Origin of the sequence: Flavobacterium hibernum (assembly GCF_000832125.1) — a bacterium.
GTDB lineage: Bacteria > Bacteroidota > Bacteroidia > Flavobacteriales > Flavobacteriaceae > Flavobacterium > Flavobacterium hibernum.
The window spans coordinates 34,173-58,215 of sequence record NZ_JPRK01000015.1 but is presented as its reverse complement, the minus strand read 5'-3'; the positions used below and the strand labels follow the sequence as shown (position 1 = coordinate 58,215).

21 protein-coding genes are annotated in these 24,043 nt (G+C 31.8%); 15 read left to right on the top strand and 6 right to left on the bottom strand.

Features of this window, described 5'->3' with window-relative positions; genetic code table 11:
• The first annotated feature begins 204 nt into the window (after window positions 1–204).
• On the top strand, window positions 205–1,467 hold the full coding sequence (locus IW18_RS17440) for an aminotransferase class I/II-fold pyridoxal phosphate-dependent enzyme (protein ID WP_041519267.1): 1,263 nt from the start codon (window positions 205–207) through the stop codon (window positions 1,465–1,467).
• A 119-nt stretch (window positions 1,468–1,586) separates the two neighbouring features.
• Window positions 1,587–2,063: a hypothetical protein gene (locus IW18_RS17435; RefSeq protein WP_041519265.1), complete on the top strand. Its 477-nt coding sequence runs from the start codon at window positions 1,587–1,589 to the stop codon at window positions 2,061–2,063.
• A gap of 323 nt (window positions 2,064–2,386) precedes the next feature.
• Here IW18_RS17435 and IW18_RS17430 read toward each other — a convergent pair whose 3' ends face one another.
• Both IW18_RS17430 and IW18_RS17425 read right to left on the bottom strand, forming a co-directional pair.
• Window positions 2,387–3,505 carry a GTP cyclohydrolase gene (locus IW18_RS17430; RefSeq protein ID WP_041519264.1) on the bottom strand — a complete coding sequence of 373 codons (1,119 nt, stop codon included), beginning with the start codon at window positions 3,503–3,505 and terminating at the stop codon, window positions 2,387–2,389.
• Window positions 3,506–3,561: 56 nt separating this feature from the next.
• Window positions 3,562–4,551, bottom strand: a complete 990-nt coding sequence (locus IW18_RS17425) for a transporter (protein WP_041519263.1) — start codon at window positions 4,549–4,551, stop codon at window positions 3,562–3,564.
• Between the two features lie 89 nt (window positions 4,552–4,640).
• Here IW18_RS17425 and IW18_RS17420 point away from each other — a divergent pair, with 89 nt between their 5' ends.
• From IW18_RS17420 to IW18_RS17395, 6 genes are all read left to right on the top strand, one after another.
• Window positions 4,641–4,961, top strand: a complete 321-nt coding sequence (locus tag IW18_RS17420; protein ID WP_084607979.1) for a DUF4834 family protein — start codon at window positions 4,641–4,643, stop codon at window positions 4,959–4,961.
• Between the two features lie 51 nt (window positions 4,962–5,012).
• On the top strand, window positions 5,013–7,475 hold the full coding sequence (locus IW18_RS17415; RefSeq protein ID WP_041519261.1) for a YfhO family protein: 2,463 nt from the start codon (window positions 5,013–5,015) through the stop codon (window positions 7,473–7,475).
• Window positions 7,476–7,532: 57 nt separating this feature from the next.
• A complete protein-coding gene (locus tag IW18_RS17410) occupies window positions 7,533–8,816 on the top strand; it encodes a glycosyltransferase family 4 protein (RefSeq protein WP_041519260.1) in 1,284 nt (427 codons plus the stop codon).
• 101 nt (window positions 8,817–8,917) lie between these two features.
• Window positions 8,918–10,387, top strand: coding sequence for an oligosaccharide flippase family protein (locus IW18_RS17405; RefSeq protein ID WP_041519258.1), 1,470 nt, complete (start codon window positions 8,918–8,920; stop codon window positions 10,385–10,387).
• Window positions 10,388–10,482: 95 nt separating this feature from the next.
• Entirely contained in the window at window positions 10,483–12,135 is a 1,653-nt protein-coding gene (locus tag IW18_RS17400; protein ID WP_041519256.1) for a mechanosensitive ion channel family protein, read from the top strand.
• A gap of 287 nt (window positions 12,136–12,422) precedes the next feature.
• Complete coding sequence (locus IW18_RS17395; RefSeq protein WP_240475576.1) at window positions 12,423–12,671, top strand: hypothetical protein; 249 nt, start codon at window positions 12,423–12,425, stop codon at window positions 12,669–12,671.
• Between the two features lie 93 nt (window positions 12,672–12,764).
• On the opposite strand, the gene uvrA is transcribed toward IW18_RS17395, so the two are convergent.
• On the bottom strand, window positions 12,765–15,560 hold the full coding sequence (uvrA, locus tag IW18_RS17390) for an excinuclease ABC subunit UvrA (protein ID WP_041519252.1): 2,796 nt from the start codon (window positions 15,558–15,560) through the stop codon (window positions 12,765–12,767).
• Between the two features lie 492 nt (window positions 15,561–16,052).
• Here uvrA and IW18_RS17385 point away from each other — a divergent pair, with 492 nt between their 5' ends.
• From IW18_RS17385 to IW18_RS17380, 3 genes are all read left to right on the top strand, one after another.
• Window positions 16,053–16,637 carry an RNA polymerase sigma factor gene (locus IW18_RS17385; protein ID WP_041519251.1) on the top strand — a complete coding sequence of 195 codons (585 nt, stop codon included), beginning with the start codon at window positions 16,053–16,055 and terminating at the stop codon, window positions 16,635–16,637.
• Window positions 16,638–16,691: 54 nt separating this feature from the next.
• Window positions 16,692–16,835, top strand: coding sequence for a hypothetical protein (locus IW18_RS23235; protein ID WP_165587341.1), 144 nt, complete (start codon window positions 16,692–16,694; stop codon window positions 16,833–16,835).
• Window positions 16,836–17,414: 579 nt separating this feature from the next.
• Window positions 17,415–18,479 carry a tetratricopeptide repeat protein gene (locus IW18_RS17380; RefSeq protein WP_041519249.1) on the top strand — a complete coding sequence of 355 codons (1,065 nt, stop codon included), beginning with the start codon at window positions 17,415–17,417 and terminating at the stop codon, window positions 18,477–18,479.
• 17 nt (window positions 18,480–18,496) lie between these two features.
• On the opposite strand, the gene IW18_RS17375 is transcribed toward IW18_RS17380, so the two are convergent.
• The gene (locus tag IW18_RS17375; RefSeq protein WP_041519247.1) at window positions 18,497–19,153 is read right to left on the bottom strand and encodes an endonuclease III domain-containing protein; all 657 of its coding nucleotides are present in this window, start codon (window positions 19,151–19,153) and stop codon (window positions 18,497–18,499) included.
• A 186-nt stretch (window positions 19,154–19,339) separates the two neighbouring features.
• Here IW18_RS17375 and bcp point away from each other — a divergent pair, with 186 nt between their 5' ends.
• Window positions 19,340–19,792 carry a thioredoxin-dependent thiol peroxidase gene (gene bcp, locus IW18_RS17370; RefSeq protein WP_041519471.1) on the top strand — a complete coding sequence of 151 codons (453 nt, stop codon included), beginning with the start codon at window positions 19,340–19,342 and terminating at the stop codon, window positions 19,790–19,792.
• A 223-nt stretch (window positions 19,793–20,015) separates the two neighbouring features.
• Here the strand turns inward: bcp and IW18_RS17365 are convergent, their stop codons facing one another.
• A complete protein-coding gene (locus tag IW18_RS17365) occupies window positions 20,016–21,476 on the bottom strand; it encodes a TonB-dependent receptor (RefSeq protein ID WP_041519245.1) in 1,461 nt (486 codons plus the stop codon).
• Window positions 21,477–21,566: 90 nt separating this feature from the next.
• On the opposite strand from IW18_RS17365, the gene IW18_RS17360 reads away from it, so the two are divergent.
• Genes IW18_RS17360 through IW18_RS17350 form a run of 3 tightly spaced genes read left to right on the top strand, consistent with a single transcriptional unit; the run spans window position 21,567 to window position 23,321 of the window.
• Complete coding sequence (locus IW18_RS17360) at window positions 21,567–22,331, top strand: MBL fold metallo-hydrolase (RefSeq protein ID WP_041519243.1); 765 nt, start codon at window positions 21,567–21,569, stop codon at window positions 22,329–22,331.
• Between the two features lie 13 nt (window positions 22,332–22,344).
• Window positions 22,345–22,848, top strand: a complete 504-nt coding sequence (locus tag IW18_RS17355) for a hypothetical protein (RefSeq protein ID WP_041519242.1) — start codon at window positions 22,345–22,347, stop codon at window positions 22,846–22,848.
• Window positions 22,849–22,892: 44 nt separating this feature from the next.
• Window positions 22,893–23,321 (top strand): hypothetical protein, encoded by a 429-nt coding sequence (locus IW18_RS17350; RefSeq protein ID WP_240475575.1) that lies wholly within the window; start codon window positions 22,893–22,895, stop codon window positions 23,319–23,321.
• Window positions 23,322–23,392: 71 nt separating this feature from the next.
• Here IW18_RS17350 and IW18_RS17345 read toward each other — a convergent pair whose 3' ends face one another.
• Window positions 23,393–24,037 carry an alpha/beta hydrolase gene (locus tag IW18_RS17345; RefSeq protein WP_041519240.1) on the bottom strand — a complete coding sequence of 215 codons (645 nt, stop codon included), beginning with the start codon at window positions 24,035–24,037 and terminating at the stop codon, window positions 23,393–23,395.
• Between the last annotated feature and the right edge of the window lie 6 nt (window positions 24,038–24,043).

Sequence of the window (24,043 nt, the reverse complement as noted above, 5' to 3'; positions counted from 1 at the left end):
ATTTATAACTGGTATAAATTACCAAGTTGACTTTTTTTGTTGTGTTTTTTATTGAGAAATGTATTACAATAAAAAGAGTTTTGTTGTAAAAGATTATTAAACAATGATTTTCGATCTTAATCATTTTTAAATTATTATGATACCATCGAATAAATATTTATTTTTGCACCCTGTTTAAATTAAAATTATTACTTCAAATATATTATGGTAAAAGATTTATTCGAAAGAATTCAGAACAATAAAGGTCCATTAGGAAAATGGGCATCACAAGCAGAAGGTTATTTTGTGTTTCCTAAATTAGAAGGTGAGCTTGGTCCAAGAATGCAGTTTGGTGGAAAAGATATTTTGAATTGGAGTTTAAATGATTATTTAGGTCTTGCAAATCATCCAGAAGTTCGTCAGGCAGATATTGATGCTGCGACTCAATTTGGAGCGGCTTACCCAATGGGAGCTCGTATGATGTCAGGTCATACTAAATACCATGAACAATTAGAAAATGAATTGGCTGAATTTGTAATGAAACCAGCAGCTTATTTATTGAATTTTGGTTACCAAGGAATGGTGTCAATTATTGATGCTTTGGTTACTAAAAACGATATTATTGTATACGATGTAGATTCGCACGCTTGTATTATTGATGGAGTTCGTTTGCACATGGGTAAGCGTTTTACTTACAAGCACAATGATCTTGAAAGTATGGAAAAAAACCTTCAGCGTGCTACTAAAATGGCACAGGAAACTGGTGGTGGAATTCTTTTTATTACAGAAGGTGTTTTTGGAATGAGAGGTCAACAAGGAAAATTAAAAGAAATTGTTGCTTTAAAACAAAAATATAACTTCCGTTTATTGGTAGATGATGCGCATGGTTTTGGTACACTTGGTAAAACAGGAGCCGGAGCAGGTGAGGAGCAGGGAGTACAAGACGATATTGATGTTTACTTCTCAACTTTTGCAAAATCAATGGCTAACATTGGAGCATTTGTTGCTGCAGATCAAGATGTTATTGATTACTTAAAATATAATTTACGTTCTCAAATGTTTGCAAAAGCATTACCAATGATTCAAACAATTGGATCTTTGAAACGTTTAGAATTATTGCGTAACAACCCAGGATTAAAAGATAAACTATGGGAAAACGTAAATGCTTTACAAAACGGATTACGTTCTAGAAACTTTAATATTGGAGATACAAATACTTGTGTTACGCCAGTATATTTAGAAGGAAGTGTTCCTGAAGCTATGGTAATGGTAAATGATTTAAGAGAAAACTACGGTATTTTCTTGTCAATCGTTATTTATCCTGTAATTCCAAAAGGTATCATTTTATTGAGAATGATTCCAACAACTTCACACACATTAGCTGATATCGACGAAACATTGATCGCATTTGAGGCTATTCGTGAAAAACTAGAAAATGGAACATATAAAGAAATTGCAAGCAGAACGAAAGTAGACTTAGATGCTTAATAGTTTGAAATAGATTTCTGTAGATGGGAATTATATAAAAGAAATCCACTCGTTATGCGAGTGGATTTTTTTTATTTATGCTAAATTTATAATTATAAAACACAATAAAAATAAAAAGTATGAAAAAAGTATTCGCATTAGCAGTAATTGTTTTAGTTGTTTTAGTTTCCTGTAAAAAGACAGAACCGGTACCCGAAATTGCACCAAATCCACCAAAAGAAGTTGAAGCTGTCGAACCTGCCGGAGATCAATGTTATATTTCGACTGCAAATAATAGCTTAGTCGAGCTTAGTTTTAATGTTAACTCTCATCAGGAAGTAAACGGAAAATTAAGTTATAATATAGCAGGAAAAGATAAAAATGAAGGAACTTTGATTGGGAATATGAAAGGAGACACCTTAATAGCCGATTATACTTTTATGTCTGAAGGAGTTTCGTCTATTCGAGAAGTTGCTTTTTTACAAAAAGACGGAGCTTTTATAGAGGGTTTTGGAGATGTGGCAGAAACTAACGGAAAAGTAACTTTTAAAGATAAAAAGAAATTAAAATTTGACCAGAAAAATATTTTAACAAAAGTCGATTGTAAAGTTGAATAAAGATTACCGATTATAAACAAAAAATCCATTCGCTTTAACGAATGGATTTTTTTATAGAAGTAAAAAACTTTAAAATTTACTTATTTTGATTTAAAAAACTGCTTGAATTTCCATTCCAATAACATTTTACACAACGCTGATTAGAAAATTCATGCTCACAATTTTCATATCCGTACAAAAGATGTGTGCATTCAGGACATAAGCTTTCCATTAAAGACGAATCTTTGTAAAATTCACTTTTACATTCATCACAAATTTTAATGGTAGACATATGTATCATAATATTTTACGCTGCTAACCGCAACTGAAAACTGATTACTTTTTTAAAGGTATTTTAAATACGTTTTTCTCTGACAGTGAACTTTTGGGTCAAAGTTTTTCCAAAGTAAATGAATTGCGGTATTCTCTGCTAATTCAGGCGTTCTAATACAATTTTGAATTCCTTTTTCGGAGAAAGTTTTGTAATATTCATCAAAAATAATAGCCGTAACGCCTTTGTTTTGATAATCTGGATGAACTCCAATAAGGTAAAAAACAACGTCTTTACTTTTTTTGCGCGCTCTCAACAAATGAATAAAACCGAATGGGAACAATTTTCCTTTTGCTTTTTGCAAAGCCTCAGAAAAACTAGGCATTACAATGCTAAATGCCACTAAATTATCGTCTTTATCAACTACAAATTTGATATATTCCGGATTGATAAAACTGATATATTTCTTTTTAAAATATTCTTTTTGAACATCTGTAATGGCAACAAACGAAGCAAGACTTGCATATGAATCATTAAACAAATCGAACATTTTGTCTACGTGTGGCATAATGTCTTTTGTTTTCGTAAAAGTCAATGAGCGCAGACCGTATCTCTTCTTAATTAATTCCTGAGCTTTTAAGAAAAATTCAGGTTTTACATTAGAAAATGGAAAAATACTTTCGATATATTCTTTTTCTACTTGGAAGCCTAATTGTTCGAAATGAGTTACATAGTAAGGATTGTTGTACCATGTAATCATAGTTCCCATTTGATCGTAACCTTCGGTAAGAACCCCAACTTTATCCAGATTAGAGAATCCCATTGGTCCTTCAGTATGTTCTAAGTTGTGTTTTCTGCCAAGTTCGTACACTTTTTCAAGTAAAGCTTTTGTTACTTCAATGTCATCAATAACATCAAACCATCCAAAACGAACTTTTCTTTTATGCTGATTATTCACCTCAGACCAATTGATGATTGCCGTTATTCTACCAACAATTTCATTGTCTTTGTAAGCCAGATAAAAATAAGCTTCGGCATTATCAAAAGCAGGATTTTTAGTTTTATCAAAAGACTCTAATTCATCTGCAATAATGGGCGGTACCCAATATGGATTGTCTTTATAAAGTGAAAATGGAAATTTAATATAATCAGTTAATTCCTTTTTTGTTATGGCTTCTTTAATTGTAATCATTAAGATTCTTTATGTAAATATATCCCTTTAAATAAGAGAGGTTTGTTATTAAATTCTTATTCGTATTTAGCTTTACGCTTTCTTTCTTTTGCTTGATAATCAGGTTCTAGCTCATTATCCTTGTTCTTTTTTGCTTTTTCACTGCTTTTAAACTCCATTTGTTTCTCTTTATATCTTCCGTCATAACGCCAAGAAACTCCAACTCCTCCATATAAAACTGAAGGTGTGTTTTTAAAATTAGTACTTACAGAAGCATCAACCTGTAAATTTGAATTGATTAAATAAGCCGCTCCACCACGAACAATAGCATCGCTATACAAATCGCTTTTGTAACCCTGATTTTCGACAAAACCAGACCATTTGTCGTTGAAGCCGTGAGTTAAGGTTAAAACATAGCCATAACTCGGATAATCAGTAGTGATATAATCGGCAATGATATTGGTAACAAAAACCCATTTTCCACCTCCAAATAAATTTTGAGTAATCAACACTACTTTTGGAGAGATGCTCGATTCTAATGATGTGTATTGTGAGTGGGAACCAAAAGCATAAGGATTGTCTGCGCCAACAAAATTGGCTCCGGCAAAAAGTGAAACTGCAGGAATTAATTCGTGCCAATTAAAACTACGATTGGCTTTGTAGCTGTAAATATTTACTTCTTTTTTATAATTTTGATAAGGATCGTAAATTAAATATTTAGCTCCTAATACAGTTTGTCTAAAATTATTCTTTTTATAACTGGTATAAGGAGTGTCAAAATTTTCCATTTGATATTGTAAATCAACGATCAATTCCAGTTTTTCCAGAAAAGCACCATAACGCAAAGTTATATCTGTACCAAAACCGCTTCCTTCATAATCTAATAAATCGTGCTTCTCTTTGATACCGTAAACGCCAATTTCGGCCTGTATTACTGATTTTCCTACTGCATATGCCGACATCGTTTCGCCTGGACGATTTGAGTTGATGATATCAGTATATTGAGCGAAAAAAAGCTGAGGTATAAAAAAAAGAGCTGTAAGAAATAAGTTTTTATTTTTTAACATAAACATGTTTTTGGATTAAAAAGTAATAACGCATTTCAAATGTAATATATTTTATTATTTATTTAAGATTCATATTTTAATTTTAAACGATGGATTTATTAATTTTGGAAAAAAATTATATGATCATGCAAGAAGCATCTTTTACAAATTTGTTTAAAACGATAATGTGGATTATTGCGTTTTATTATATTTTTAAGTTTTTGGCTAAAATATTTTTACCAGTGTTGGTAAAGAAAGCGGTTGAAAAAGCAGGGGAGAATTTTCAGAGACAACAACAATATAGTCAGGATAGTACATGGCAAAAAACACGCTCAAACAATGACGAAATAATTATTGATACTGCTAATGCCAAAAAGCCTCGCGAAACCAAAAAGGTGGGCGATTATGTTGATTACGAAGAAATAGATTAAGTTTGCGTCCTAGATTTGTAGGATTCATCATTTAACCCAAACCAGCCTAAATTGAAAATAGTAAATAAGTTCTATCCGCATGCCCTTGTTATACTGGGCTTTATTATCGTTTCGTTAGTTTATTTTTATCCAGTTTTACAAGGAAAACAAATATTCCAATCAGATATTGCTCAATATACCGGAATGGCAAAGGAGCAAAATGATTTTAGAGCAACAGAACATTCTGAACCTTATTGGACAAATTCAGCTTTTGGTGGAATGCCAACGTATCAATTAGGAGCAAATTATCCTAACGATTATGTGGGTAAATTAGATGATGCTTTACGATTTTTACCTCGTCCTGCAGATTACTTGTTTTTATACTTCTTAGGTTTTTATGGATTGTTATTGGTCTTAAAAACAGATCCTTTAAAAGCTTTTATTGGGGCAATTGCCTTTGGTTTTTCTACCTATTTAATTATCATTCTTGGCGTTGGTCATAATGCAAAAGCGCATGCTATTGCTTATATGCCGCTTGTTATAGCCGGATTTATAATGGTTTTTCAAAAAAAGTACATTTGGGGAGGTTTACTCACCATGTTTGCGGTTGCGTTAGAGGTTAACGCAAATCACTTTCAAATGACCTATTATTTATTGATTTTCTTATTGATACTTTCAGGTTATTTTGCTTTTAATTTTATAAAAGAAAAAGAATATAAGCCGCTTTTAAGTGGTATTGGAGTTTTGGCAGTAGCCGGAATTTTTGCAATTGGTGCCAATGCTACAAATTTAATGGCAACAAGCGAGTATGCTAAATTTAGTACCAGAAGTAATAGCGAATTGACTTATAATCCTGACGGATCTAAAAAGACAAACGAGAATGCTTTAAGCCGCGAATATATTACAGAGTATAGTTACGGAATTGCAGAGAGTTTTAATTTAATTGCACCGCGACTTTTTGGAGGTTCAAATCACGAAAATGTTGGGACTGACAGTCGTATGTATTCGTTTATGATAGAACAAGGAGTTCCATCTGAGCAGGCAAATGATTTTGTATCAGGAATGCCAACGTATTGGGGAGATCAGCCTATTGTTGCTGCACCAGCTTATATTGGAGTTGTGGTTTTCTTTTTGGCGGTTTTGGCATTGTTTATTGATGATAGAAAAATAAAATATGTATTCCTTTCTGGAGCATTAGTTTCGTTAGTGCTTTCATGGGGAAAAAACTTTTCTCTGCTAACAGACTTTTTTATCGATTACGTTCCAATGTACGATAAGTTTAGAGCGGTTTCATCTATTCAGGTTATCCTTGAATTGTGTTTTCCTGTTCTGGCTATTATGGGATTACAATCGTTTTTTAAAGCAAAAGAAGAACCTAAATTACAACAAAAAGCATTGGTGCAAACTGGTGTTTTTGGTTTAGGAATAATTGTAATTCTTGTTTTTGCCAAAAGTATGTTTCATTTTACAGGAAGTAATGACAATTATTTCTTAGAAAGTTATGGACCTGATTTTGTTGAGGCTTTAAAAGAAGACAGAATGAGTTTGTATTCTGCTGATTTATTGCGTTCAGGGTTTTTGATCGTAGTAACTTTTGCAATATTATGGTTGTATATTAAAAATAAATTAGCTCAAAATACTACTTTGATTATCGTTGGTATTGTAATGATTTTCGACTTGTTTTTTGTAGATAAAAAATATGTATCGGCAAAAGATTTTGTGAGCCCGGTACAAATTGCAGCTCCATTTCAAGAAACACCTTCAGATGCTCAAATCTTAAAGGATACAACGCATTATAGAGTTTTTGAAGTAAATGGAAACATGTCAAGTGCACGTGCTTCTTATTTCCACCATTCATTGGGAGGTTATCATGCTGCAAAACCTAGAAGAATACAACAGCTGTTTGATTACCAAATTGCAAAAAACAACATGGAAGTTTTGGATATGTTGAATGTTAAATACATCATCCAATCAGATAAAGAAGGAAAAGAATTCCCAACAATAAATCCAAATACAAACGGAAATGCATGGTTTGTTAGTACTGTAAAACTAGTCAATAAGCCAGACGATGTAATGAAAGCTTTAGATCATATTGATACTAAAAAAGTAGCTGTTTTTAATGTGCACGATAATGAAGCTAAATTTAGAAACGCACGCTTAAAGAAACAATGGGATACTACAGGAACTATTAAAGTAGTTCAATACAAGCCAAATTACATTAAATACAAATCTGAAAGTGCGAAAGATGGTTTAGCTGTTTTTTCTGAGATTTATTATAAAAATGGATGGAATGCTTATATCGACGGTAAGTTAACAGATCATTTCCCTGTTAATTATGTTTTAAGAGCGATGGAAATTCCGGGAGGAAAACATACAATTGAGTTTAAATTTGAACCTCAGGTTGTAAAAACCGGAAGTACAATTGCTTTAATAAGTTCAATTGGAATGTTATTGATTTTGATTGGTGGGATTTATTTTGAAAAATTCTACCGCAAAGATTCACGAAAAAATCACGGAGATACTCCAAATAATTAAAAGCTTTGTGAAACTTAGTGAAAGCTTTGTGTGTCTCTGTGAAATAGAATAAACCTGATGGAACAAAAAAAACTCTTAATCATTACCTATTATTTTCCACCGGCAGGAGGACCAGGTGTTCAACGTTGGTTAAAATTTGTAAAGTATTTGCCAGAATTTGATGTTCAGCCTATCGTTTATGTTCCAGAAAATCCAACTTATCCAATAATTGATGAAGGTTTGGTAAGTCAGATCTCAGATAAAGTAATTGTTTTAAAAAATAAAATATGGGAGCCTTATCAATTGGCTTCAATTTTTTCGAAGAACAAAACCAAGAAAATTAGTTCAGGTATTTTTCCGCACAAGAAAAAGCAAACCTTTTTGGATAAAACCTTTCTTTGGGTACGTGGAAATTTATTTATTCCGGATGCACGTGTTTTTTGGGTAAAACCTTCTGTAGCTTATCTTGAAAAATACATCAAAGAAAATAATATCGATACCATTGTAACTTCGGGTCCACCGCATAGTTTACATTTAATTGGGTTAGAATTAAAAGAAAAACTAAACGTAAAATGGTTCGCAGATTTTCGTGACCCATGGACTACGATTGGTTATCATAAAGCTTTGCGTTTGTCTAATTACGCAGCCAAAAAACACAAAAGTTTAGAGCATAAAGTTTTAAATACTGCTGATACTATAATAGTAACAAGCAAAACTACTAAAACGGAATTTGAAGCCATTACTAATAAACCTATCGCGGTAATTACAAACGGCTATGATATCGAAAATGTCGAAAAGCAAACTTTAGATACCAAATTTACTTTGGCACATATTGGATCTTTTTTATCCGATAGGAATCCCCGTTTTTTATGGGAATCTCTAGTGGAGTTGCTTCAGGAAATACCGGACTTTAAATCAAATTTGGAAATCAAATTAATTGGAGCGGTAAGTCAGGAAGTTTTAGATGCTATTGCTGATTTTAATTTGAATGACTATTTGAATCTTCTTGGATATGTTTCGCATCATGAAGCAATTGCACATCAAAAAAAATCACAGGTTTTACTTTTAATCGAGATTAACTCTGAAGATACAAAAAGTATTATTCCAGGTAAATTGTTTGAATATATGGTGTCTAATCGTCCAATTATTGCCATTGGACCACAAGGTTCAGATTTTGCAGATATTATAAAAGAAACCAATACAGGAGTATTTTTTGATTATTCTGAAAAAGCGAAGTTAAAAAGTGTAATTTTGGACTTTTATAATCAATTTTTGGAAGGAAAATTACAAGCAAATGGTGTTGGGTTACAGCAATATTCAAGAAAAAACCTTACCAAACAATTAGCACAATTAATTCGCTAAAATGTCGATTTCAAAAAGCAATAACAATTTCAAATATCATAAGAGAGTAGAGAGTCAAATCAAAAATCTAAACTCTACAATCTAAATTCTGCAATCAAAAAATGGGTATTGTCTTAAATCAGTCTTTCAAAAATACTATTATCACTTATATAGGTTTCGGAATTGGAGCCATTAATACACTTTATTTATATCCGGTTTTTTTAGGTGCAACTTTTTATGGTTTAACGAATTATGTTACATCTTGTGCTAATGTAATTATGCCTTTATTTGCGATTGGAATGCAAAATACATTAGTTAAATTTTATTCGCAATATAAAACAGAAGAAGAAAAATCTCGTTTTTTATCCTTTACTGTTTTATTCCCTCTACTTTTAATAATTCCTATTTTACTGATTGGTCTTTTTTTCTATGATGAGATTTTATTCTTTGTATCAAAAAAGAATGCGATTGTAAAAAGTTATATATGGTTAATTCCATTTATAGGATTGTGCATGGCATATTTTGAAATTTTTTATGCCTGGTTGCGAGTAAACATGCATTCCGTTTTTGGAAACTTTGTAAAAGAAGTAGGTTTAAGATTGTTTTCATTATTTCTATTAATAGGTGTTTACTATAATTGGCTTAGCGTAGAAGGTTTTGTATACGCAACTGCAGGTTTATATTTTTTGGCATTCTTGATAACCATGCTGTATGCATTTAGTATCCAGAAACCAACTTTTCAGTTTACAATACCAACAAATACAAAAGATATATTAATATATACATTTTACATTATTTTATCCGGCAGCGTTGCTAATTTACTTTTAGATGGTGATAAAATGATGTTAAATCAGTATATGAAGATTGAGAATATTGCCTTCTATTCTGTAGCTACTTATATTGCTTTAGTAATTTCTGTACCCAGTCGTGCGATGCATCAAATTGTTTATCCGATTACTGCAAAATTGATGCATGACAATAAGTTTGATGAGTTAAATGTGCTTTATAAAAAGACGTCTATTAATTTACAAATTGTAGGCGGATTTGTAATGCTATGTATTTTTGTTAATATTAATCAGCTTTATGAATTGGTACCAAAAGAATATAGCGGAGGAGTTTCAGTTGTATTCATGATTGGTTTATCAAAATATTTTGATTTGATTTTAGGAAACAATAATGCCATTATTTTTAATACTAAATATTACCGTATGGTATTGTATTTAGGATTAATGCTTGTTGTTCTTACGATTGTTTTAAACATGATTTTTATTCCAATTTTTGGAATTTTTGGTTCTGCATTTGCTACTTTATTGTCGATTACTTTATATAGTTTGGCCAAGTTACTTTTTGTGGTAAAAAAACTCCATTTATATCCTTTTACAAAACAAACGGTATATTCGATATTAGTGACTTTTGCTTTGTTTTTATTGTTTTATTTTTGGGAGTTTCCTTTTTATCAGTTGATTAGTATTGCTTTGAAATCTATTTTAGTAACCATTTTATACGTGTATCTAAACTATAAGTTTAAAATTTCTTCTGATATCAATAAATTGATCGATAATCTTTTGCAAAAAGTTGGAATTAAAATTTAGTACGATTTTTTTGAGAAAACGAAACTAATTTAATTTCGAAGCTATTTTGTTTTTATATTTGTTAGAAAGGATAGTTAATTTATTTCTAATAGAATATGAAAAGGAAATTACTTTATTTTTTAGCATTTTTCATTGTAGCGTTTTCTTCGTTTGCAAATCCACAAAAGGATAGTTTGCTTACGTCAAAAACTATTGTTCCAGAAGTAAAACAAAAGCGATATCCCGTAACTCCTTTTAAGGATACACTTTTTTATGTTTATAATAAAGTGGGTTCTTTTTCTGCCGAAAGTAGAGCGAATGCGATTACCGAAAAAATTAGAAAACTTTACGAGGATTCTTTTTTCGAGAAAGATTCTATTGCTGTTATTCCCTCAGATATTTCTCAGGATATTATTTACAAGAATGATTTTGTGATCATGTCTATTTTAGATATTGATGCAAAGGCCGAAAATCAAACGGCAAGCTTTATTGCAAATCGAAATTTAAATTTAATAAAAAGAGCTATCATTTATCAAAATGAAAATTATTCAATGCTTCCCAAAAGACTTGGATATACGGCATTACTAATTTTAATTATTGGAGTTGTTTTATATTTTGTTGGTAAAGTTTTTAACCGAATAAAATATCATATCCTAAAAAAGAGTGATAAATATTTTAAAGGTTTCATTTATAATAACATTACCATTCTTTCGCCACAAAAGCAACAATTTATATTAATGAAATTGTTCAGCTTTGTAAAAGGTCTTACATTGATCTTGATCGTGTATCTTTCATTGCCTTTATTGTTTAGTATTTTTCCGGCAACAGAAGCTTACACGACAACATTATTACATTGGATTCTTTCTCCGGCAAAATTGGCTGTTATGGGCTTTGTTCGTTTCTTACCAAGCTTTGTTACCATAATCGTTATTATAGTTATTTTTAAATATACCATAAAAGTGATCCGTTTCTTTTTTGATGAAATTAAAAAGGAAAATATTAAAATAGAGGGTTTTTACAGCGATTGGGCAATGCCAACTTTTAATATTATTAGGTTTTTACTTTTGGCCTTTATGGTTGTCGTAATTTTTCCTTATTTACCGGGTTCAGATTCTTCCATTTTTAAAGGAGTATCAGTTTTTGTGGGTATTCTGTTTTCTTTAGGGTCATCAAATGCTATCGCCAATATGGTAGCAGGATTGGTAATTACCTATATGCGTCCTTTTAAGATTGGAGACTTTATAAAAATTGGTGACGTTAGTGGAGAAGTAATCGAAAAAACAGCTTTGGTTACCCGAATTAGAACACCAAAATTTGAAGATATTACCATACCAAATTCAACAGTTTTATCCAGTACGTCTACTAATTATTCTTCCAACACAAAAGTTATAAATAATGGTTTGCTAATCCATACAACAGTTACGATTGGATATGATGTTCCGTGGAAAGATATTCATGAAGCCCTAATAGAAGCTGCATTGAAAACCGATATGGTTGAAAAAACGCCTTCTCCTTTTGTTTTGCAAACAAGTCTGGATGATTTTTATGTTTCTTACCAAATAAACGTGTACACAAAAGAACCCACAAAGCAGCCCTTAATATATTCGTCTTTGCATCAAAATATTCAGGATTCATTTAATGCCGCAGGGATCGAGATTATGTCTCCACATTATAATGCGCTTCGTGATGGAAATACCACCACAATTCCTCCCAATTATTTAAAAGATGATTATGAAGCGCCATCTTTTACTATTAAAAATAAAGAGTAAGTTGTTGATATTCTGTAATTAATGTTAAAATTTAACAGTTGATTGTTTTGTAGTTAATTTTATTAAAATTAATTTTAGCTCAGAAATTGTTAAGACTTTTATTTTATAAGAAGAAAAAACTTATATATACAATAAAAGTGCTTATTGTAGTGTTTATTTAGATTGGAATACTTCTCAGAAAGTTAAAGTCTGAAAAGGAATTGTAGTAGTATTTGGATTAATTTTTAATGATAATTATGAAAAGCAGTCAACTCAGTCAAGAACAAAGCTTACAAGTATTTTCTAACATGATATCAAATAAAGTTCAAAACGGATTTACGTTAGAAGAACGAAACGATGAATTACTATTTGCAGTTCTTTCTAAAGGAGGAAAAGTAGTTAATCACGGTTTAAATTTTATCATTTTTTGTTTAACTCTTGGATTATGGTCGTTTGCCTGGCTTTATTTAACGATCGAAGCTTCAAAACAGAAAAAAGTATTAGTTGCCATTGATGAAGATGGATGTCCATTTGAAGAAAGATGTTTGGTAGCTTAAAATCAATTTTAAAACAAAAAAAGGCATAAATTAAATCTAATTTATGCCTTTCTTTATCTTAAACCTTAGCGACTTAGTATTCTCAGTATTTTTCTAAATTTTGTCTTTCAAATAAACCCCTGTTACAGATTCTTTTACTTTAACAATATCTTCAGGAGTTCCTACAGCTAGTAAATGTCCGCCATTTTCACCACCTTCTGGACCAAGATCAATAATCCAGTCGGCACATTTTATAAGATCAAGATTGTGTTCAATAACAATTATAGAGTGACCTTTATCTATTAAAGCGTCAAACGAAGCTAAAAGTTTTTTAATGTCATGAAAGTGTAAACCAGTTGTTGGTTCATCAAAAACAAACAAAGCTTTATCTTTTGTAGCACCTTTTACTAAAAAGGAAGCCAGTTTAATACGTTGTGCTTCACCACCTGAAAGAGTAGAAGAAGATTGACCTAATTGTACATATCCTAAACCAACATCTTGTAAAGGTTGTAGTTTTTGAGTGATTTTAGTTTGCTTATTTTTATCGAAAAAGGCAATAGCATCGTCGATAGTCATAGTTAGAATATCGTTGATATTCTTGTCGTCAAAATTAATTTCGAGAATTTCCTTTTTAAATCGTTTTCCGCCACACGTTTCACAAGGCAAAGAAACATCGGCCATAAAGACCATTTCAACATTTATCGAGCCTTCTCCTTTACAAGTTTCGCATCGGCCGCCATCAACGTTAAAAGAAAAATGTTTGGCCTGATAACCTCTTATTTTTGATAATTTTTCTTTGGCATACAAATCACGAATATCATCATAAGCTTTGATATAAGTAACCGGATTTGATCTTGAACTTCTACCAATAGGATTTTGATCTACATATTCAATATGTTTAATTTGCGAAAAAGAACCTTTAATCTCGCTAAATTGTCCCGCTTTTTCAGCAGCATTATCCAGCTTTTTTTGCATCGCTGGAAATAATATCTTTTTTATTAAAGTACTTTTTCCACTTCCGGAAACTCCAGTAATAACTGTTAGTACATCTAATGGAAAAGTAACATTAATATTTTTTAAGTTGTTTTCTCTTGCTCCAACAATATCAATATGGTTTTTAAATTTTCGTCTCTTTTTAGGAACCGAAATCTCTAAATCTCCATTTAAGTATTTTGCAGTAAGTGATTCAGATTTTAGAATTTCCTCATAAGTTCCTTGAGCGACTAATTCTCCTCCAAAAGTTCCTGCCTCAGGGCCAATATCAATAATCATGTCGGCAGCTTTCATAATATCTTCATCGTGCTCCACCACAATTACCGTATTTCCTAAATCACGAAGCGAAAGCAAAACTTTAATTAATCTCTCAGAATCTTTAGGATGTAAACCAATACTTGGCTCATCAAGAATATACATTGATCCAACCAAACTACTTCCTAATGAAGTTGCAAGATTAATACGTTGAGACTCTCCTCCTGAAAGTGTTGCAGAATTTCTATTTAAAGTAAGGTAATCCAAACCAACTTCAGTCAAAAATGATAAACGATTGTTGATCTCGATCATCAAGCGTTTTGCGATTTGCTGTTCGTAAACATTTAACTCGATGTTTTGAAAAAAAGTAACCAAATGTTTGATTGGTAAATCGACTAAATCTGAAACCGTTTTACCATTAATTTTTACGTAAGAAGCTTCTTCGCGTAAACGTTTTCCGCGACAAGCGTGGCATTTTGTTTTTCCGCGGTAGCGAGATAGCATTACACGATTTTGAATCTTATAATTTTTTTCTTCTAATTCCTTAAAGAAATCATTTAAACCTTGAAAATACTGATTTCCTTTCCACAATAAATCCTTCTGTTCTTCTGTAAGCTGAAAAAAAGGTTTGTGAATTGGGAAATCAAATTTATAAGCATGTTTTACCAATTCGTCTTTAAACCAACTCATGCTATCACCTCTCCAAGGATAAATAGCACTTTCAAAAACCGATAGAGAAGTATTTGGAACAACTAAATCAGCATCAATACCAATAATATTTCCATAACCTTCGCAAACCGGGCAAGCGCCATAAGGATTATTAAAGCTAAATAAATGAACATTTGGTTCTAGAAAAGTAATTCCGTCAAGTTCAAAATTATTCGAATAAGTAAACCTTTTATCAGAGTTTAACTCCTGTAAATAGCAAATTCCTTTTCCTTCAAAAAACGCTGTTTGAACAGCATCTGCCAAACGATTATAAAATTCTTCTTCATCCTTAACAACGATTCTGTCAACAATCAATAAAATGTCTTTATTATCTAGCTGATGAAGATCTGTTGGTGTAAAATCATCCAGACGAACCATTTCGTTATTTACCAAAATACGGGCAAAACCTTGTTGAAGTAGTACCTTTAGTTTGTCTTCAAGTTGTCTTCCTTCTTCAAGATGAATAGGAGCGAGCAGTAGCCATTTACTATCTAATTCGAGTCCTTTCACATCGGTAACAACATCAGTAACCGTATTTTTTTTAACCTCTTGTCCTGAAATTGGCGAATAGGTGCGGCCAATTCTTGCAAACAAAAGTTTAATGTAATCGTAGATTTCTGTAGAAGTTCCAACGGTCGAACGCGCATTAGTAGTATTCACCTTTTGCTCAATTGCAATTGCAGGCGCGATACCTTTAATGTATTCAACTTTAGGTTTATCTAAACGTCCTAAAAACTGACGCGCATATGATGATAAACTCTCAACATAACGACGTTGTCCCTCTGCGTATAAAGTATCAAATGCCAAACTTGATTTACCAGAGCCTGAAAGCCCCGTAATTACTACAAGTTTATTTCGAGGAATGACCACATCTACATTTTTTAAATTATGTACTTGTGCTCCTTTAATTATAATATTATGTTTTGGGTCGAGTGTAGAAAGATCAATTTGCATAAAAAAAGTCAATTTCTACAAAAGTAATCAATTTTGACGTGAGTTTTGTTAATGAGATTGTTCCAAATTTTAACAGAATTGCACTGTTAGGATGGTTTTTAGCTTTAGATTATTTGATTTATAGAAAACATGTGAGAGTTCACATTTACTATCAGAAAGATTAAATTTCTTAAAAGTGGTAAAGAATGTCCAATATTATTTTAATAAGATGCAAATGACATAATTATTTAATTGTAAGTTATTTATGTCTTATTTTTTAACAATAAAAATTGCTTTTTTTAGTTTTTTTTAATGTTTTGGGGATTTAGCCAATTTTACGCTGCAATAATTAACAATTTATTGTTAATTATTATTGTATTTATTTGCTTTTTAAAATATTAATTTGTTAAATTTGGTCGCAATATTAACATAACCAAAAAAAGATACGCCTATACAATAAAATTACTTTTTAGAAAATTTACTCCAAATTATAGAAACTAAAAAAGTAGTATTATGGCTGATCTGCATATTCCAGACGCTCTATTAGTAAAAAAATATGTCGATGGTAACGAAGTTGCCCTTTCGACATTAATAAAAAGGCACGAGTCGAAGATATATGGATTTATATATTCGAAGATCGCTGATAGAGATATTTCAAACGATATTTTTCAAGACACTTTTATAAAGGTTATTAAAACCCTTAAAAGCAATTCATACAATGAAGAAGGTAAATTTTTGCCTTGGGTTATGCGTATATCGCACAACCTAATTGTAGACCACTTTCGTAAAACCAAAAAAATGCCAATGTATAGAGAAACCGAAGAGTTTTCGATTTTTTCTATCATGTCTGATGATTCTTTAACCATCGAGAATAAAATGATTTTTGATCAGGTCGAGGTCGATTTGAAAAAGATTATCGAAGAACTTCCGGATGATCAAAAAGAAGTATTGGTAATGCGTATGTATCAAGATATGAGTTTTAAAGAAATATCGGAACTTACTGGCGTTAGTATTAATACTGCATTAGGCAGAATGCGTTATGCTTTAATGAATTTGAGGAAAATAATCGACAAACATCAAATTATTTTGACCAACTAAATACTATTTAGAAATAAAGTTCGTTATACTATTATAAAACATTTTTATAGTATTATGGGGAAAATTTACTCTAAAAGAGCATTAGCTGCACAAAATTTGAAGCCTAAAAAAGAAGTAGTTTCTTTTTTATTAAGTTACTCACAAGCTTTAACAGTTGTGAAAATTAAAAACAAAAATTTTGAGATTATAGCTAATTAAACACCCCGCTACTTTGGTCGGATGTTTGTTCGAAAGAAAAACCAAATGGTCGTTTTGGTTGAAAGCTCACTATTTGTATGTAAATACATCTAGTGAGTTTTTTTTGTGCCAATTTTACCACGTGCAATACCGCAACAAAAGCTGTTGTTACATTGGTTATTCGGAATTGGTTATGAAAATTTGCATTTTTTAAGCGAATTGTGATTTTGTTAAAATTTAGAATTTTAATTGAATTTCAGATATTTATTTTATATTTAGTTTTATTTTAGTTAAAAAGTAAAATTTTATTCAATGAACTAGTTGTAAAGAAGAGATTTATGTATTAAAAATCTTTCAATAAATAAAAATAGTAAAGTAAAAAAAGCCAAAATTTAATGTCTAACCAATAACCAGTTAATTAATGAAGAAAAACTACCCTCAAATTGTTTTGTTTGTTGTAAATCTTAAAGCTTTATAAAGAGCATTGAGAATGTTCTAGGATTTGGCTAAGTTTTTTTTAGAATATTTAGTCTGCATCTTTTTGATGAAATCCAATTTAGAAAACCCTAAAATCTATCCAACAACCAAACTTAACAGAAAATGAAGAACAAACTAATGGTATTGTCATTATTGCTATTGATAAATATCGGAGCATTTGCTCAAAAAGAAGAAATAAAAGAAGCCCAATCTCTTTACAGTAAAGGAAAAATTCAAGAGTCGTTGACAATCTTAAAAAAAATTGAATACCTCATTGTAAATGCTCCAGATGAAGTAAAATCAGATTTCTATTTTACAAAAGGAAATGTTTATAAAGAATTAGCAACCAAAAATATAGATGCGGTAACTAATTTTGCCTTGGCCTCAAGTGCCTATCAGGATATTCTTTTGTATGAAAACGATTCCCGAAATTATAAATATGCTTTTAAAGCAAATTTAGCATTAAAAGAAATGAAGTCTACACTAATAGATGGGGCTTATGGCGATTACAAAGCAGGAAAATTCAAAGAGAGCGCAGGTAAGAGTTATGAAGTATATTTAATAGATAAAAAAGATACCTTAAACTTACTTAATGCTGCGGCTGCTTCTTTAGCGGGTAAAGACTTTATTAATGGAATTAAGTATTACGACGAGCTTAGAAAAATAAATTATACCGGTAAAGGAATTATATACTACGCCACGAATAAAAAAACAAAAGCTGAAGAAGTTTTTATCTCAAAGAGTGCCAGAGAATCAAATGTTCAGGCAGGTTTTTATGAAAAACCCAGAAATGTCTCGCCACCTTCTAAAAAGGAAGAAGTTTTAGTGTCTTTAGCTTTTTGTTATATGGAAAGAAGCGACTATGCAAACGCCTGCAAGTATTATGAAAGTGATCTTCAAATAAATCCAAATTGCATGGATTGTTATATTAATCTTGCATATGTCAAAATGCAGCTAAGAAAAGAACTCGTAAATCAAATGGATTTATTGGGTAATAGCGCAAAAGAAATGAAAGAATATGACAAATTAAATGCTCAAAAAAACGAGATTGTAAAAAGTGCGATTCCGTATCTTAAAAAAGCATTGACTATTGAACCCCAAAATACTGATGTAAAAAAGTCCCTTTTAGGAGTTTATCGAACATTAGATATGACAAACGAATACAACGCGCTAAAAAACAGCATGTAAAATAAAACCAGAAGCTACTAGATTTTCTTTTTAGTAGCTTCTTCTATTACCGATTTTTTACCAACCGTTCTGGTAATAATATCTTTATCTAAATCCCAACCTCGAGCAGGCGAATATTCACGTCCGTACCAAATAATTTGCAAATGCAAATCGTTCCATATTTCTCTCGGAAACAATCTTTTAGCATCTTTTTCAGTTTGCGTTACATTTTTTCCATTCGAAAGATTCCATCTATACATCAAACGATGAATATGTGTGTCAACCGGAAAAGCAGGAACACCAAAAGCTTGCGACATTACAACACTTGCTGTTTTATGCCCAACAGCAGGTAATTCTTCCAGTGCTTCAAAGCTCTGCGGAACTTTTCCGTCATGTTTGTCAATCAAAATATGCGACAAACCATGAATTCCTTTCGATTTCATTGGCGATAAGCCACAAGGACGAATAATTTCCTTAATTTCCTCCACCGACATTTTGATCATATCATACGGATTATCAGCCTTAGCAAAAAGCAATGGTGTAATCTGGTTTACACGAACGTCTGTGCATTGAGCCGATAGTAAAACAGCAATTAATAAAGTATAAGGATCTTTATGATCAAGAGGAACAGGTATAGTAGGGTAGAGTTCTTTTAACGTATTTATAACAAATTCAACGCGAGCTTCTTTATTCATTTCCGTATTTTTAATCCCGTAAAAATAATCAATTATAAGTTAAAAGTTAAAAGTTAAGAGTTTTGAGTTATAAGTTATAAGTTTTAAAGGAAGTTCAATAATCTAAACCCAAAATCTATATTCTTGGTTCTTTACTCTTTAATCGAAGAATCTAAAATCAACAATCTAAAATCTAAAATTAAAAATATGACAATACTAAAAGCCGGTGATAAAGCACCAAATTTTTCAGGAATAGATCAAGACGGAAAAACGCATAAATTGGCCGATTATGCAGGAAAAAAATTAGTAGTTTTCTTTTATCCAAAAGCAAGTACACCAGGTTGCACGGCAGAGGCTTGTGATTTAAGAGATAATTTTGAGCGTTTTAAAGCCAATAATTATGAGCTTCTGGGTGTTAGTGCCGACAGTCAAAAAGCGCAATTAAAATTCAAAGACAAATACGAATTTCCTTTTCCGTTATTAGCCGATGAAGATAAATCTGTAATCAATGCATTTGGAGTTTGGGGACCAAAGAAATTCATGGGAAAAGAATACGACGGAATCCACAGAACGACTTTTGTAATCGATGAAAAAGGAATCATTGAAGAAGTAATCGAAAAAGTAAAAACCAAAGAACACGCAGCGCAAATTTTGAAATAGTTTGAATTGCGGTAAGCTTTAGGTGTAATTTTACCGCAAAGTGCGCAAAGGTTTTTTATAGATGCATTTAAAATGGGCAAAGTTCGCAAGGCTTAATCAATACAAGCTTTGTGAACTTTGTGTTTTCTACACATAATCTAAAAATATTCTTTGCGCACTTTGCGGTAAAATTTTTAGTCAATTCACACCTAAAACAAAAAAGTCCCAATTAAGGGACTTTCTTTTAGTTATTCTGTTCTAACTCTTTTTGCGGATGATACCCAAAAAGATGATGTTCTTTTATAATTTCGGCAATACCAGACGGAAGCATTGGTTCCCATCCCGGCTTTCCTTGATTGATCATTTTTAAAACCTCACGAGAGAAAACCTCTAAATTATGCGGATCATAATCGGCGATGTCAACTACTTTTCCATTAAATTTAAAGAATTTGTACAATTCTTTCATTCTCGGATGAACTTTTAAGTTATTAGAATCCATTAAAACGCCATTGTCATCTAACATCGGATACAAGAAAACTTTCATATCTCTATAGAATAATTTTCCAAAAGCCTCAAGAATTCCTCCACTTAAATGTCGGTAGTATTTCTCGTCAAAAATATCCACTAAGTTGTTTACGCCCATTGCCAATCCCATTCTGGCTTTGGTATAATTAGCAAAGTATTCAACCACTTTGTAATATTCCTGAAAATTCGAAATCATAACCGTTTGACCTAGCGAACAAAGCAATTCGGCTCTGTCCATAAAATCGCGTTCATCAATTTCTCCATCAGAACGTAAATTCGATAGCGTAATTTCAAAAACAACCAAAGTGTTGTCTTTTTCAACTTTGTTCTCTTCAAGAAACATTTTTAGTGATTTCTCATACATATCCATGTTTACTTTCGTAACCGGACGAAAACTTCCTCTTAAAGCAAGAAGATTCTTTTTGTATAAAATAGCAGCCGGTAGTATGTTTTTCCCTTCAGGGTTAAACATTACGGCATCAGTCATACCATTTTTAACCAATTGTAAACTCATCAAACGATTATCAACATCTGCAAAACGAGGTCCTGAGAAGTTAATAGTGTCAATTTCGAGTTGGTCTTTGTCTAAGTGATCGTATAAATAACGAAGTAATCGTTTTGGATCATTGTATTTGTAAAAAGCACCGTAAATTAAGTTTACTCCTAAAATACCAAGTGTTTCTTGTTGTAGTCGAGCGTCAGTTTCTTTAAAACGAATATGAAGAATAATTTCGTTGTAAGCTTCGTCAGGTTCAATTTGGTATCTAATTCCAACCCAACCGTGACCTTTAAATTGTTTTGCAAAATCGATAGTTGCAACGGTGTTGGCGTAGCTAAAGAAGAGTTTGGTAGGATGTTTTTCTCTGCTTAAACGTTCTTCGATAATTTGACCTTCAAGAGTTAACATCTTTTTTAATCTCTCTTCGGTTACATAGCGACCATCATTTTCGACTCCATAAACCGCATCACTAAAATCTTTGTCATAGGCAGACATTGCTTTTGCAATTGTTCCCGATGAACCTCCGGATCTGAAAAAATGCCTTACTGTCTCTTGTCCAGCGCCAATTTCAGCAAAAGTTCCGTAAATATTCTCGTTTAAATTAATGCGTAGCGCTTTGTCTTTTATAGAAGGAATCTGTTCGATGACCTTGTCACCTTTGAGTTTTATTTCTGTACCCATTTTATTTTAAATAGATTTGTTACAAAGTTAGCAAATTAGGCTTCTAATGAAAGAGAAATAATCCTATTTTTGTAAAAAAATTAAGTTCAATTGAAGGTCTATTTTTTAGGTACTGGTACATCTCAAGGCATTCCGATCATCGGAGTCGATCATCCCGTTTGTAAAAGCACTGATGCTAAGGACAAAAGGCTCCGCGTATCCATTTGGATAACATGGAACGAACACTCATACGTAATAGATTGTGGGCCTGATTTTAGGCAACAAATGCTTTCGTGCGGATGTCGCAAGCTCGATGCTATACTGTTTACACACGAACATGCTGATCATACGGCTGGTTTAGATGATATACGTCCGTACAATTTTCGTCAGGGTGAAATTCCGGTTTATGCACATCAGCGTGTTATAGATAATCTAAAACGTCGCTTTGACTACGTTTTCGAAACCGTAAACAAATATCCTGGAGCGCCAAGCGTTAAAACTATCGAAGTAATCAATAACGAACCATTTGCCATTGGCGACAAAACCGCTATTCCAGTAAATGTTATGCATGGTGATTTGCAGGTTTTTGGTTATCGGATAGATGATTTTGCTTACCTAACCGATGTTAAGACTATTAACGAAGCCGAAGTCAAAAAACTAAAAGGTCTTAAGGTTTTAGTGGTAAATGCTTTGCGAGTTGAACCGCACGATACACACTTCAATTTGCAGGAAGCACTTGATTTTATTGATCTGGTAAAACCAGAAAAAGCTTATTTAACGCATATTAGTCATGTTTTAGGCTTTCATGAAGAAGTACAGAAACAATTGCCTAAAAATGTCTTTTTGGCTTACGATAACTTAGAAATTACAATTTAATTATACCTCAAAAATGAAAAAATCCTTAATGCTTTACCTTTTTATCCTTGCGATATTAATGAATGTTTTTACTTATATGTTTTATAGCCGAGAAGTAAAATTTGGTGAAGAAAGATACGAGAAAACAACAAAGAAGCTAAGAGATAGCATCAATTTAGTGAAAACACAATTGACCGATGCAGATTATTTTTCTTTAGAACATAACGAAAATGCACAAAACTATTTTGATAACAGCGCTTCTGGAGGAAAAGTAATTTTGTTCGAAAAATTAATTCCGGTTGTTACAGAGAAATTATTAGACTTAAACTCGAATCCTAACGGAAATCCTTATACAGGACAAGATAAAATAGATGGAAAGAAATTTATCATTAATAAAGTAAAATTGCTAAATCATAGATGGATTATTGCTGATTATAGCAATGGAGATTTATGGGGAGAAGTCTTGTTAAAATATTTTGTTGATAACGACGATAATATTACCTTTGAAGTAAATCAAACTTGGTTGTATCAAAAATAGGATTTTATAATCCTATTTTTTTTGACCTTTAAATAAATAGAATTATGAAAAAGATGTTTTTGTTTTTGATTATTGCGAGCTCATTTTCTTGTGCAAAAAAGATTTCTCAGGAAAATGCAAAGACTACTCCAAAAGAACCACAAAAAGAAACTGTTGTTGGAAGTGATGCTGATGCTCATGGTTGTAAAGCCTCAGCAGGATATACGTGGTCAACTCTTAAAAAGGAATGTATTCGAATTTTTGAAGGTACAAAATTGACTCATGCTGAAGAAAGTGGGAAAACTTATACAACAGCTGCGTATGTTATTTTTGATGGAAACAAAGCAGAGCTTTTTCTGGATACTCAAAAAGAATCAATCATTTTAGAAAGAAAATCTGAAGGCGATTCTTGGGTAAAAGGAGATTTGCAATTGATTCCGTGGAAAGGATATGTATTGAAAAAAGCAGGAAAGATTATTTATACAGGAGAATAAAGTTTAAAGTTTTTAGTCGCAGTTTTCAGCTTTTATGACTTAGACTGAAAACTGCGACTGAAAACTGAATACTACTCCGCAAGCCAATTCTTAAAATCAAAGAAGTTCTGTGGTGCAACACCGTGCCCAACAGGATATTCTTTGTAAGTAATCGGAATGTTTAATTTCTCTAAAATTGCTGGTGTTTTTCTAGCCCAATCAATTGGGATTACCTGATCTACAGTTCCGTGAGAAGCAAATATTTTTAAATTTTTAAAGTCATTTTTCTCGTAGCCTTCTTTGATGATTTCTTCATTAAAATAACCACTCATTGCGACAACTCGCTTAATTTTTTCAGGATAAGATAAGGCAACCGAATAGCTTAAAATCGAACCTTGGCTAAAGCCAATTAAAGTTACATTATTAGCATCAATTGGATAATTTGCAATTAATTCATCAACAAAAGTGGCGATTAGATCACGTGAAGTTTTTGCTTGCTCGTTGTCTGAAAATTTATTCTGATCAGCATCAAAATTAATGGCGTACCAAGCATAAGCACCATATTGTAAATCGTAAGGCGCTCTAGCCGAAATAATGTAATAATTATCAGGAAGTTCTGTAGCAAACGAAAACAAATCAGCTTCGTTGCTGCCGTATCCGTGCAATAAAATTAAAACAGGGTTTTTATCTAAAATTACTTTTGGTTCTTGTATTTTATATTCTAAGGATAGATTCATTTTTAA

Bases quoted from the DNA above. Each gene is read 5' to 3' on its own strand.
- IW18_RS17440 (WP_041519267.1), top strand. From the start codon at position 205: ATGGTAAAAGATTTATTCGAAAGAATTCAGAACAATAAAGGTCCATTA.
- IW18_RS17435 (WP_041519265.1), top strand. From the start codon at position 1,587: ATGAAAAAAGTATTCGCATTAGCAGTAATTGTTTTAGTTGTTTTAGTT.
- IW18_RS17430 (WP_041519264.1), bottom strand. From the start codon at position 3,505: ATGATTACAATTAAAGAAGCCATAACAAAAAAGGAATTAACTGATTAT.
- IW18_RS17425 (WP_041519263.1), bottom strand. From the start codon at position 4,551: ATGTTAAAAAATAAAAACTTATTTCTTACAGCTCTTTTTTTTATACCT.
- IW18_RS17420 (WP_084607979.1), top strand. From the start codon at position 4,641: ATGGATTTATTAATTTTGGAAAAAAATTATATGATCATGCAAGAAGCA.
- IW18_RS17410 (WP_041519260.1), top strand. From the start codon at position 7,533: ATGGAACAAAAAAAACTCTTAATCATTACCTATTATTTTCCACCGGCA.
- IW18_RS17405 (WP_041519258.1), top strand. From the start codon at position 8,918: ATGGGTATTGTCTTAAATCAGTCTTTCAAAAATACTATTATCACTTAT.
- IW18_RS17400 (WP_041519256.1), top strand. From the start codon at position 10,483: ATGAAAAGGAAATTACTTTATTTTTTAGCATTTTTCATTGTAGCGTTT.
- IW18_RS17395 (WP_240475576.1), top strand. From the start codon at position 12,423: ATGATATCAAATAAAGTTCAAAACGGATTTACGTTAGAAGAACGAAAC.
- uvrA (WP_041519252.1), bottom strand. From the start codon at position 15,560: ATGCAAATTGATCTTTCTACACTCGACCCAAAACATAATATTATAATT.
- IW18_RS17385 (WP_041519251.1), top strand. From the start codon at position 16,053: ATGGCTGATCTGCATATTCCAGACGCTCTATTAGTAAAAAAATATGTC.
- IW18_RS23235 (WP_165587341.1), top strand. From the start codon at position 16,692: ATGGGGAAAATTTACTCTAAAAGAGCATTAGCTGCACAAAATTTGAAG.
- IW18_RS17380 (WP_041519249.1), top strand. From the start codon at position 17,415: ATGAAGAACAAACTAATGGTATTGTCATTATTGCTATTGATAAATATC.
- IW18_RS17375 (WP_041519247.1), bottom strand. From the start codon at position 19,153: ATGAATAAAGAAGCTCGCGTTGAATTTGTTATAAATACGTTAAAAGAA.
- bcp (WP_041519471.1), top strand. From the start codon at position 19,340: ATGACAATACTAAAAGCCGGTGATAAAGCACCAAATTTTTCAGGAATA.
- IW18_RS17365 (WP_041519245.1), bottom strand. From the start codon at position 21,476: ATGGGTACAGAAATAAAACTCAAAGGTGACAAGGTCATCGAACAGATT.
- IW18_RS17355 (WP_041519242.1), top strand. From the start codon at position 22,345: ATGAAAAAATCCTTAATGCTTTACCTTTTTATCCTTGCGATATTAATG.
- IW18_RS17350 (WP_240475575.1), top strand. From the start codon at position 22,893: ATGAAAAAGATGTTTTTGTTTTTGATTATTGCGAGCTCATTTTCTTGT.
- IW18_RS17345 (WP_041519240.1), bottom strand. From the start codon at position 24,037: ATGAATCTATCCTTAGAATATAAAATACAAGAACCAAAAGTAATTTTA.